The 12,730-nt window shown below is 35.1% G+C and carries 10 protein-coding genes; 7 read left to right on the plus strand and 3 right to left on the minus strand.

All coding sequences use genetic code 11. From position 1 onward, the window contains the following. The coding region (locus AN486_RS12885) for a Fur family transcriptional regulator (RefSeq protein ID WP_290600943.1) at window positions 1–384 on the minus strand (384 nt) is incomplete at its 3' end. A 127-nt stretch (window positions 385–511) separates the two neighbouring features. On the opposite strand from AN486_RS12885, the gene purS reads away from it, so the two are divergent. The 4 genes from purS (at window position 512) to AN486_RS12905 (ending at window position 8,783) form a co-directional block, all read left to right on the plus strand. Further along, on the plus strand, window positions 512–790 hold the full coding sequence (gene purS, locus AN486_RS12890) for a phosphoribosylformylglycinamidine synthase subunit PurS (RefSeq protein ID WP_027401955.1): 279 nt from the start codon (window positions 512–514) through the stop codon (window positions 788–790). Between the two features lie 288 nt (window positions 791–1,078). Beyond that, a complete protein-coding gene (gene purQ / locus AN486_RS12895; RefSeq protein ID WP_053538340.1) occupies window positions 1,079–1,750 on the plus strand; it encodes a phosphoribosylformylglycinamidine synthase subunit PurQ in 672 nt (223 codons plus the stop codon). A gap of 141 nt (window positions 1,751–1,891) precedes the next feature. Continuing rightward, complete coding sequence (locus AN486_RS12900; protein ID WP_290600946.1) at window positions 1,892–4,903, plus strand: hypothetical protein; 3,012 nt, start codon at window positions 1,892–1,894, stop codon at window positions 4,901–4,903. 241 nt (window positions 4,904–5,144) lie between these two features. Further along, entirely contained in the window at window positions 5,145–8,783 is a 3,639-nt protein-coding gene (locus AN486_RS12905) for a helicase-related protein (protein ID WP_290600947.1), read from the plus strand. Window positions 8,784–8,904: 121 nt separating this feature from the next. Here AN486_RS12905 and AN486_RS12910 read toward each other — a convergent pair whose 3' ends face one another. Then, window positions 8,905–10,305, minus strand: a complete 1,401-nt coding sequence (locus AN486_RS12910) for a TldD/PmbA family protein (RefSeq protein WP_290600950.1) — start codon at window positions 10,303–10,305, stop codon at window positions 8,905–8,907. A gap of 231 nt (window positions 10,306–10,536) precedes the next feature. Beyond that, window positions 10,537–10,953: a DNA polymerase gene (locus AN486_RS12915; RefSeq protein ID WP_053538336.1), complete on the minus strand. Its 417-nt coding sequence runs from the start codon at window positions 10,951–10,953 to the stop codon at window positions 10,537–10,539. Window positions 10,954–11,640: 687 nt separating this feature from the next. Here AN486_RS12915 and AN486_RS12920 point away from each other — a divergent pair. The 3 genes from AN486_RS12920 (at window position 11,641) to AN486_RS12930 (ending at window position 12,729) form a co-directional block, all read left to right on the plus strand. Next, entirely contained in the window at window positions 11,641–11,904 is a 264-nt protein-coding gene (locus AN486_RS12920) for a hypothetical protein (RefSeq protein WP_190382292.1), read from the plus strand. 140 nt (window positions 11,905–12,044) lie between these two features. Next, a complete protein-coding gene (locus AN486_RS12925) occupies window positions 12,045–12,302 on the plus strand; it encodes a hypothetical protein (RefSeq protein WP_053538334.1) in 258 nt (85 codons plus the stop codon). 118 nt (window positions 12,303–12,420) lie between these two features. Next, a complete protein-coding gene (locus AN486_RS12930) occupies window positions 12,421–12,729 on the plus strand; it encodes a DUF3181 family protein (protein WP_027401947.1) in 309 nt (102 codons plus the stop codon). Window position 12,730 lies beyond the last annotated feature (1 nt).

Consider the following 12,730-nt stretch of genomic DNA (forward strand, 5'->3'; position numbering starts at 1 on the left):
ACTACTAGCTTGACATTTTGTACATAGTCCAAAAAATTCTAGAGTGTGATAAAACACTTTAAATTGATGACTGGTTTGTAATTGATTTTCGAGTTCATGGACAGGACATTGATGAATAGGAATGGAAATGCCACATTGGAGGCAAGTTAGATGATGCTTGTCCTGTTGTATTAAACTATAAAGGGCTTCACCATTTACTAAAGTTCGCACTTGCACTAAGCCTTCTAATTTCAGAGCATCCAAGGAACGATAAACTGTTGCTAAACCCATGCTTTGGTTGAGATTACGTAGTTCTACGTAAATTTCTTGAGCAGAAATGCCTTGTTTAAGATTTTGTAACAGGTTTAAAATCCGTTCTTGACTACGGGTATGTATGGCTCTCATAAATCGTTGTTAAATTTGTATTTATGTAGAAGTAATTCATGAATTACTTCTACTTCCTGATTATATTTTCACTCAGTTAGACCGGAAAAGTTATAGGATAGCGATCGCAGCATTCAGCAAAAAGCCTGTGCAAATAAAATATTTAGCTAAAATTTTCGTGACTCTGAGAACTTCAGTTTTAGATCCTGCTGGTGTGGCTGTACAATCTGGCCTCAAACAAATGGGATACGACAATGTGGAACAGGTGAGAATTGGTAAGTACATTGAGTTAACCATTACCGCACCTGATGAAATGAAAGCGCGTCGAGACTTAAATCAAATCTGTGACCAAATGTTATCTAATCCGGTCATCGAAAATTATCGCTTTGACTTGATTGAGGTAGAATCACAAACTGGCGTATTTTGAAACTGCTAATGGGTAATTGGTGATTGGTAATTGGTAATAGAAACAATACTATTGCCAAATCCCTGAAACCCTATTGATATCCTCACGATTTTATTGGGTTTCAGACATATTTTGGAAAATTGGCAATAGTATTGAGAAAATAAATAATTTGCCTCTTGCCTCTTGCCTCTTGCCTCTTGCCTCTTGCCTCTTGCCTCTTGCCTCTTGCCTCTTGCCTCTTGCCTCTTGCCTCTTGCCTGTTCCCTGTTCCCTGTTCCCTGTTCCCTGTTCCTATTCCTCTGACAAACAATGAAATTCGGTATTTTAGTTTTTCCAGGTTCTAATTGCGATCGTGATGTTGCCTATGTGACTAGAGATTTGCTAGGACAACCAACGCGGATGATTTGGCATCAAGAGACGGATATTAGTGATATAGATGTGGTAATTGTCCCCGGTGGCTTTAGTTATGGGGATTATTTACGATGTGGGGCGATCGCTCGCTTTTCTCCTGTGATGCAGCAAGTTATCAACCATGCACAACAAGGTAAATTTGTCATCGGTATTTGTAACGGTTTTCAGGTATTAACTGAGGCTGGTTTATTACCTGGGGCATTGGCGAGAAATCAGGATTTGCATTTTATCTGCGATCGCTCTCCCTTGAAAGTTGAGCGTAATAATTTACATTGGACTCAAGGTTATTTTGAAGGGGAAATCATCACTTTACCCATCGCACACGGAGAGGGGCGATTCTACAGTGACGAAACTACTTTAGCAGAAATCGAAGCCAACGGACAAGTTTTATTTCGTTATCAAGAAAATCCTAACGGTTCACTCAACAACATTGCGGGGATTTGTAATCTTCAAGGCAATGTTTTGGGCATGATGCCACATCCAGAACGAGCAGCAGATTCCGCGTTAGGTAATAGCGATGGTTTGCGCTTGTTTGAGGGTTTGTTGGGGAAGGTAGCGGCTTTGGTGTAACTGACTGATAAACAGATCCCTGACTTTTTGGAAAAGTCGGGGATCTATAATTTATTTTTTATTTATATATCTTGACTTGTCAAATCGCAAGGCATTATTATTTATAGTAATTAATTTTAAAAACAACAATGAAGGGTGCAAATGAACAAAATAACCATAAATCCAGACTTAGCCAATGTTGATTATACTGATTTATTAGCAAAAATCTTGTTAGTATTACAGAAACCCAATCAAGAAATATTTAAACTTTCTGATGATAATAAACGTTTACGAATCAATATTGATCAGGTAGCAACTCAAGTTGCTAATTTGCAAGTAGAAAATCCCTTGGGAGCATCTGCAAATAGTGTTCGTTCTGCTACCGTAAATATTAGTCCAGGTTCTGAAGTAAAATTTCGGACTCAAATTCACGCAATTAAAGATTGTGTTGAAAAAATATTAGAATCATCATTAGGAAATAGTAAATCAATAGAGGAATTTGTTAGTAACCTAATTACAGATTTACAGACATTCAAAGGGACAACAGCTAAATTAGACTTTACATATCCTTTTCTTCCTTATGACAATTTGCAAAAGCAACGGTTAACTTTTAATAAAAAGAATCATGAAAACAGAGAATTGCTAAAAGTTCACAAGCTAACTATTTCTGTGCAGAAAACCCGTGATTTTGATGCAGAATTGCGAAAGGGGTTAGAAAATTATATTCGGGTGAAATTTGCGGGTGCAAATGCTGAAGAAAAACAAGACTTAGAATACATTCTTGAAGACTTAGAAAAAGATAAAAATTCTGACCTTTTCCGGTTGCGGGATGTTTTCAATAAGGAAACATTAGGAAAACTCAAAAAACAAGCACAGATAAATTATTTAGAGTTCCTGCTAGAAAATATCAAGACCAAGACTAGTAATTTAAATGCAACAGGTGCTATCCCAGGTGCTATATATTTAGAAGATTTGATTAGAAGACTCAGACTTATAGAAACATACATCAATGATAGTAACAAAGCTGATGGTGATTACCTCGTTAATTATGCGGGTGCTGAAGTTAATTACAAAGATGCCTTTTCTAATGGTGAAGCATTTAATATGCTGCCAATTATTCCCATAGTAGAAGGTTTTTTGGGAGAAACAAAAGATGAAAATCAAGGAGCAATTCAATTTGTATTTGGACTAAAATTGAAGTTTGATGGTAAAGTTCATACTGACGGTGGTAAAAGCGTTTTTGATTATCGTCTCAATATCCTGAATCCAGATAGTCAAGAACATAAAGATGCACTTACAGATCCTTTACAGCGAGAATCATTTGCAAAAAAGGTATTAAGAATAGCATTTTTGTACTATTTTTTATTTGCGTCTTGTCAAGATCCAAAAAAAAAGGACTACAACCTGAATGATGAATTAAAATATGATCCTATTACAGAATTTGAACAAGGAGTAATATCAATACTGAAAGGGTCTGATGATATAGCAAAACAGGACTTATTTCAGAAAATTCTTGGAGATTTTACTGAGTTTAATGTTCATTTTAAAATTAATCGTCTCAAGAGTGTTCTGCAAAGTCTCCTCAAGCGTAAAACTTCCTTTCCCGCAAGAGAGTATCCTGTACATATTTCTGTAAAAAATGGCATTCTTGAAGAAGATACCCAGAATATTTTTAATAACAATACATTTTTTAAACCTGTTGTCAGAAGAAATCCCAAGGAAGTTCTAAAATACATATCTTTGGGAAAACCAAATACAGAAACAAATTCTCTTTGTACCCTACCAGCTAAAGTTACTATCAACGACATTCACTTTTTTGCTACAGAAGATCAAGAAACCTTTAACATGGAATATGATTTAAATGCTATCCGTGCATTACCAGTAATTTTTGCACCTTTAGATGATCCGAGATGTTTAAGTATTTATAGTCAACACTTCAAAACTCGACAACTTTTATTATTTCCCTATCGTTTAGAAGATAAAAAACTAGAACCTCCTCAAGCTTTTGTTTATAAATTTACTTACGGTTTGCTTGCTTATATTTGTCTTAAAGTTTTATTAGACAAGCAGAAAAGATTATTTATTCCCATTCTCAGATTACATCTAAATGCCAAAGATGATGATGCACCGATAGAAAAATTTATAGTTTCTTTATCTGCTGTTTTATCTCATTTATTCAACGAAACTCATCGTGCGAATGAACAGGGAATTGATATCCGAGATTTGGGATATAAAATCCCTAATACCATGAGTTCTTTGTACTCTGTTTTACCCAAAAAATTCACTTTCAATAGTTCCTCAAAATCTCCCAAATTAGACAAATTAGCCATTATTATTGTCTCCAGTCGTGAAAGTGATCGTGGTTGGAATGGTTCTGCAAAAATCTCCAACTTAATGGGAGAAATCATCTGTGTAAACATGAAAAATGGGAAAATTAAATTCCAGTTACCGACAACTTTTTCTGATAACTGTAATAACCAAGAAATGTTTACAAATCCCAGCGTGATTATTGATAAAGTGACTGAACTTTACCAATTGGGATACAAGCACATTGTCTATATTGCTAAAGCACCTTATACCAGCACATTGCATCTAACACAAACAGAAGATGACGATGGACTTTTCTTTATGTCAAGAGATGTAATTAGAGGTTTAAAATCTGAATATCATGATATTAAAATCTATCCCATGTTTTTTGATAAATACTATGCGGTTAGATTAGAAAATATTGCAGCTAGTTCTTTGTATATTCAAGACACAGTAGAACTAACAAAATTACTTGAAGATCCTAGCAAGAAATCTGTTGTATTTTTCAACTTATTTAATGGAATGAAAGTAGGTAAGGAGGAAGAAAGATATTATAGAGGTGTTATTTCCTATGCGACGCTGTTAAATAGTTATAAAGGAATTCTTGATGATGAAGATATCCATAAAGGACTTATTTTTGATGGTTCGTTAAAAGACGATATCTTACAATATTTAACTTTATTTCACTTCTCCCGCTACCAAAAAGCCGACAAACAAATTCACATTAAACTAGATCCTTACGACAATTTAATCGGAGATAAATCCGTTGGTAAACTTTCTTTACTTAATCATTTTAAAGGAAAAGGTGAATTTAACTCTTTAGCATTTTTAACTCTTGTGAGAAAAGTGTTAAATGCAAAGCAGTAGGGGTAATTCATGTAGCTTGCTTCCCGAAGGGTATTAACCCTAAAACTTTCAGAAGAAGAAGCAACAGGGAACAGAAAAAAACTCATCTTTTTAAACATGAGATTGAAATAATGATACTGTTTTTTCGGGCTACACATCTTTTAAAAACATCTTTTTCTTAACTGAATCTCTAAACTGGTGAAACTTTAGTTTCTTATCTGTTCCCTATTCCCTTTTTTTGTAAAATTATCTGAAAATTAACATGAAATCTAAAATAGCTGAAGATTTGGGACGTTTGTTTGAAGTAGGTTTTAATATTGGGGTTCTTGCTTATATTGAAGAACAGAAAATTCAGCACAAATTTGGTGATTTATATCGTCAGGAACTACAGCAACTAAAGTTATCTAAAATTCAACAGCGAGTTATTGATAAAGTTATCAGCACTGTAGAAAGAGAAATGGCTAAAACTTGGAGTGTGTTCTTTATTCAAAAGGGGTTTTTAAGTGGCTTTAATTTCTTGCGAGAATACATCAAATCTACTGGTTGGGATAAACCACACAAGTTAAAAAATATAGAAATCTTATATTATCAATGTCGGTTTAATGGTGATAATAGTATTGGTACTTATGACACCAAAGATAATTTTCAATGGTTTGGTGAAGTCTTATCTCAATTTGATAACTTAGATAACATCCCTCAATATATTACAAATTATCAGAAAAAAGGTGAATTTCTGAATGCAGATACTTTAATTTTATTACGTCATCGAAAAGAGTATCGAGTTATTTGTGTTGATTTATCAGTATTTTCTATTAATTCTCATCAAGATGTTGAAAATATTGATTATATAGAAATTATCCGTCGGTTATTGCTGCGAGATATTAGTTATTTACGGTCAAAAAGTGTTTTTTCTAATCTGAGAATTGATACTGAATCTTTAGGTTTAGAATTTTCGGAAAGTTTAAAGACATACTTTACTGCTTTCAAATATAGAGACAAAGAAAGTACCAAATCAATTCAAGCTGCTTGTTATCTCCATAGCTTCTATGAATTTCTCCAAAAAACCACTATTCTCCCAGATACAGCAAATGTAGTTTTCAATTCTATAGGATATAGCGATCGCGGAATTAGCACAATATCCATTCAACGAGAAAATGTCGATATCTTAAAAACCTGTTATCAGATTTACAAGCATGATTCCAGTCCCCAAGAAATTCCCCAAGCACGTAAGCAAGTTTTAAATAAAATTAAAAGCAGTGCTTACCGGAGTTTTGAACGTGGTAAGGAGTTTGTTGATTCTCTTTTAGAAATTCCTGCTGATAAAATTACCCTTTTACCGCGTCACACAGAGAAAATTACGGGATTTATCAATTCTGTGGGGACAGTTCCTTCAGAATTAATGAATGATTTGGGTTTAACTGGAAGTATAACATTAAGAGATGCTCATGCTGAATTAATTAAAAAAGCTTTAGTTTCTCAATCAACTTATATATTTTTAACGGGAAATCCGGGAATTGGTAAAACTACCGCAATTGTTGATTTTTTGAAAGCACATATAAATGAAGGTTTTCTTTTCTTTTATGTTAGTCCTCGCAAACAAGTTAATTTGGATATTATCGAAAAATTCAAAGATAAAAATACCGGAAAATTATCTCATGACAAATTATTAGCTATAAACACTAACAGCAACCTAATTACAAATAATTTTGGTCGTTACACAGTTCAATACACATCTAACCAGCGTCAGGGTAAATTTATTGAAAAGTCTGTTGACTTTCTCGATAGTAGAGATATTGAACAAAAAGCCAGACGTTCGGACAGATTTCAGCGAACTAAGGAAGATGTAATTCAAGATATTGGACAAAAAAAGCAGGGTGTTTTAAATAGTATTTGCGAAGCTATTTCCACGATTATCGAACAAAAAATATCGAATAATATTATCGCAACTGCTTCTATTCAATCCTTGAAAATGACTGATGCTGGTAATACATTAAAGCATTTTGATAAGATATTTAGAAATGCTTATAATACCTCAGATGGTAAAGTTTTACCGCAAAAAATGCAAGAAATATCTGGGAGAATTAAACACCTATTTATCATGATAGATGAAATTACAGGTGATGATGGAGGTGTGGAGTTTTTAAATGGAATTCATCAAATAATAGAAAAGTATCAATTAATGGATTCTCAACATGGTTTTAATACTAAAGTAATTGTTGCTGATGCTTCTATTGTTGATAAAAACGTGATTATTCAACACCTATCTGATACCTCCCCAGAACCAGATAAAATATATTTCCGCCGTGCGGTAGATACGGCTCAACCTCTTTCTATTCAACCATTAATATTTAAAGGTTTAGAATCAACTGTTATTAATACTAACTCCTACCCAGCAAGTAGTTTATCTATTAGTTATCAAGTATTAGTTGAATCTTGTAGATTTAGGGAAGAAGGGGGATTAAATCAACAATATAATTTAGAATCTGGGTTACAAACTGAGATTTTAAAAGATATTGAATCTCTCCTTCAACGGTCAGATGTTGAACAAATAATTGTTTATATTCAAAACAAGCGTAAATTAGCAGAATTAATTGATAAAATTAAGCGGAACTGGGGGAAGTTTGAAAAATGTACAGATTATTTAGAAATACACGCAAATATTTCTGATCACGAAAAGAAAGAAATTCAGAAATTTCAAGAAAATGTCAATGTTATTTTTATGACTGCTTCCGGTAGTCGCGGTTTATCCTTTCCTAAAGCTAAACATATTTTAGTAGAAATTCCTAAATTTGAAATTGAAAAAAACCTTATGGAAATAATTCAAGTTATTTACAGAGGTCGGGGAAATCAGCATATAGATAGTCAAGAAAAAGAATTAATTTTTTACTTAGCAGAACGAGCAGTATATTATCAAGATGATGCAGAAATATCTTTACAAGAAAGTGCGCTGAGTCTATTAAATATATTATTGATTTTAAAAGGTTCTATCATGACCCGGATTTTTGGTTATAGTCGCATAGGTCGAGATAATTTTATGCTGATTCCTATCGGTGGAAAATCTGTTTTTACTGCTGGAGAAACATTTTCTGCTCAAATGGTCAACCTGATTCGTCAATTAAAAACAGAATATCAACGCACTAAAAGTGATATATTGCTAAAACAAGTTTATACAAATTTAGAAAATCTCCTCGGACGAGCAGATTTTGTCATTCAAAGTACAACTGAGTCTAATTATTTAGGACTACAAAAGTCTTTTAACAGCAAGTTTTCAGAAATTTCTCATACTTTAGATAAGTTACTAGATTTTGGAAAACTTGAACCTGGTTATATTAGTGGTGGTTTGCTGGTAGTTCCTATTGCTAATAATAAGTTAGAAGAAACTTATCAAATGCGACTAGCTGATATAGCAACCTACGCTAATGAAGAACTGTGGAAAAATATGCACGAAATTACCCGCCGCAAATCTTATTATCCAGAAAATTTACGATTTGCTATTCAAGATGCTATAGAATTAGTGAAAAATCTCAAAGATGATGTCAAGAAAACCCAAAAACTCGAACAAAGTAGTCAACACAATGATCAATATTACGCTTTACCATTATTTGCGTTTATTAGTGGGGAAGTTATGAAAGAATATTTTGAAAATGAACCCCAAGAACCGGAAGATCAAAGATTTAAGGATATTTTATCCACCTACATTCGTTCACTATATCCCGTCGGTAATGTTTTACCAATTGGTCATAATTACAAAGAATTTCCCTTTGTGGTATTTAGAAGTTATAGCTTAGAAGAAATCAGAAACAAAATATTTACAGAAAAGTACCTATTAAATTCTCATGAGTTAAATGTCCTCAATTTAATTCTTTCTTCCTCAATATCTCCCATAAGTCCCCAAAAATAAAATCCCCGACTGCGGGGAGAAGTCAGGAATCTAAATTGAATGATAATTTTTCGCGTTTTATGGGTTGAAGCTATTGACTTGCACCAAAAAATATGTTATAATCAATCTTGATAAGGAAGAACTATTCTCCACTTTCCCCTCCCACCACCACATCCCGAATGCGTAAACTCGGACCACCGCAACCGACGGGTAAACCATTTTGTCCACCTTTACCGCAACCCCCGGATTCATCCCAGTAAAAATCATCACCAATGGCTTCGATATCTGCGAGGGTTTGGAAAACGTTACCGGAAAGGGTCACATCCTTTACAGGTTCAGCAATTTTGCCATTTCTAATCATCCAAGCTTCCCCAGCACTAAAAGTGAACATTTCCCCGTTCGTCATTCCCCCTAACCAATTTTGGGCAAAAACACCTTCTTTAATCCCCGTAAATAAGTCCGCGACTGGGGTTTTCCCCCGTTCAATCCAGGTATTTGTCATTCTCACAATAGGGGAATAGTGATAATTCAGACAACGGGCATTTCCTGTGGGTTTTTCTGCTAATTTCCCAGCAGTTTCACGAGAATGCAGTCTACCAACTAATACACCATCTTCAATTAACTGGGTAGTTGTCGCTGGTGTACCTTCATCGTCGTAAAAATAACTACCGCGATGTCCTTGGGGTGCAGCACCATCAAATATTTGCAGTTCTTCTGGTCCGAAACGTCGTCCTAGAGTCATGACTTCCAGAATATCGGGATTTTCATAAGCCATATCTGCTTCGGAAAGATGTCCAAAGGCTTCATGCACAAACAAACCGCTGAGAATGGGATCAATAACTACAGTGTACGTATTACCCTTAACAGATGGTAGAAATAAAGACGTAACTGCTCTTTCTGCTGCACCTTTAACTTGTTTGTCTAAATTAGTTAGATCTTCGTAGGCTTTGCGAGAACCAGTGGTTTCTCTGCCAGTTTGGACAGTCTCCCCATTCCTGGCTGTGGCTGCAAAGCGCATTTCCATATCTACCCAAGATTGATCAATGAAAGTTCCTTCAGATGTGATAATAATTACTCTTTGGGTACTGTCACTATAATGAACTGAGGTGGTAGTAATTCGATGATCAACTGTTTTAAGTAAGTCAGTATAGCGATCGCATAATTGCTTTTTCTGCTTTAGCGAAACCTGACGGGGATCAGTACCCAACAGAGGTAATTTACATACGGCTTGTACGGGATCAATGGCTGCAAGTATAGTTTCCTCATCACCCACTATCCGGGCTGCGGCGATCGCCTCTTCTATGCGCTCTTCAATGGTTGCTAGTTTATTAAAACTACTTAATCCCCAACCACCTTTATAACAAGTGCGAACATGACCACCAATAGAAATTCCCTCGCTGAGAGTTTCCACTTTATCACCACGCAAAACAATATCTGTTCCTTCAGCTTCCTCCAAGCGAATCATTAAATAATCCACACGGGAAGAATAACGGGAAATTAAATCTGAGAGAAGATTTTGAACATCAGCAAGTTTAGTAGTCATTTTATAAATCGCTGTAAATTACAAAAGAAGGGAACTCTTAACAGGGAACTCTTAACTGGGAGCAAATAAGAAACAAAAGTTGCTGAGTTTAAAGCTCAGTCAAAAAAAGGATGTTTTTAAAAGATGCGTAGCACGAAAAAAACAGTGTCATTATTTCAATCTCATGTTTTTAAACATGAGTTTTTCCTGTTCCCTGTTGCCCGTTCCCTGTTCCCTCTGAAATTTATTTTCTTATTCGAAAACATATTTTTCTGCTACTTTCCAATAACGAGAAAACCTCTTTAAATCAATATATCCGTCATATTCAAAAAACGGTTCTACAGCAAAAACTTCCAACTTTACAGACTTTTCTATTTGATCACAAATATCATCAAACCTGGGACTGGGACTATCTGTAGTTACAACTAAATTAGTATTATGTTCCTTCGCAAAAGCTAAAACTTGTTCTGCTATATTTCCCCGGCGAATTTCTACAGGTAATTCTAGCAAACATTCATAAATGAAAGTCAGGCGTTTGAGGCTAATTTGCCATTCTGCAATTAAAGCATCATCCCAAACCCAAAGGGCTGGGGTTTGGGGATATTGCTGAAATGCAGGGTTTTGGGGACTCAGACAGTCTCCATTGATCCAAATAACTGGTTTATTCATTATCTGCGCTTATCTATATCAATAGAAAAACAAATATATAGCTATCTTAAATCATAACGGTGATGGTTGATATTCAAAAAATCTCCAATCTTTTAAATACTGATTTGACAACCATTCTGAGTCTTAACTCGTCTTAACTCCTAACTTATAAATTCCCTTACCCATAAATTTTTAATAATTTTTGCAAAATCGTAACTATGGATACATCCAATTCTGGCAAACGTGGATAACATGATAAAAATATTCACATAGTAAAAAACATCAAGAACCAAAAAACCATTGTTCTTGTCCATCTTTCCATCTTTATAAACAGCAGCCCACAGGAGTTTGCCTTCCTAAATAATTTACCTGACAAGAATAATCTTTACAGCCTTAAATATAAGGACAAAACAACTCTATCACAATTCATACCAACTTTATCTGAGACTGCACAGAATCATCGAATCCATGAATTCATCCGTCCTTATCCGCGTTTATCTGCGTTTATCTGCGGTCAATGATTCTAGAAATCTGATTCTATGTAGCTTCATCGGAATTGGTAGCAGTATGACATGATCAAAATATGTCATACTAATTCGGAATTTTAGATTGGGAATGAAAAACACTTTGATAACAGTTTCCCACACCACTAAATATCCGCAGTTAGCGTCCTTGCGATATTTCAGCTAAACAATCCAGGAGTTTACTATGCTTCGACAAATGTGCTGGTTATCTAAGTCTAGCGGCGATGATGAAAAGATTTTACACCTGCAAACTGCGCCTGGACAACCTTGGCGACCTTACACAGCTTTTCCACAATTTTCAGTTCCAGATTATCGCGTTCCTCGTGGTTCTAAGGGTTGGGCAACTTATCAAAAACTCCTTAAAGCAGGTTGGACTTTAGTACCTAGTGCCAGAGGTAGCGAATTTGCCCCCACTAGCTATGCAGAGTCAACTGTGCAGAGTTTATAGAACATATTACCATCTGGGGAACACCATCAATATTATCTTATCCCCAGATGGGTGAAATTATTTGCGGATCTGAGCAAGTCAACCCCAAACACCTTACAATAAATAAGGTGCGTTAACTGCTGTCACGAACATTTATATTTATGCCTCCTCGTTGGCCTCGCAAACCAGATCGCCAAGATCCAGATTTCCGTAAACTAGATGATCGCATGAATTTCGCTGTTCATGTTGGTATTTGTGCAACTGTCAATTCTGGGTTGTGGTTTTTCCACATTTTGAAAACTACTGCCTGGGAATGGCTTCCTGGGGTAACAATTGGTTGGGTAGGAGTATTGCTGCTGCATCTAATTTACATTGGTGCGATCGCTAATTACGACCCCACACCACCGAAATCTACCTAAAGAAAGAAAAACAAGCTAGGGAATTCTCACCTGTGGTAGTAGATCAAGTCTAGCTAATTGAGTAATAATATGAAATAGGCTAAGATATCCCGATGTTACTAACAAAGAGGTTATATTTATGGCTAAAACTAATACCACAGAATTACTAGAAACCCTAGCCGCCGAAATTGGTGAAAGTGTTTATATAGATATTGCAAAATGGCATCTTTATTTAGCTGATGCCAAGTTGCACCATATTGTTGCTGAAAAATTGTATCCTTTAATTACTGCTAAGGCTGTTAATGAAGAAAAAGTCATTGCTGCTTTAGAATCTATTACTGTTAAAGTTGGCGGTGGCAGAAATGAAATATCTTTAATTAATTTGTTGCCCTTACAATGTCAAGTTACCTTAGTAGATATTGTCGAAAAATATCAACGGGAAATCTAAG

The organism is Anabaena sp. AL93, from assembly GCF_001672085.1.
Lineage (GTDB): Bacteria > Cyanobacteriota > Cyanobacteriia > Cyanobacteriales > Nostocaceae > Dolichospermum > Dolichospermum heterosporum.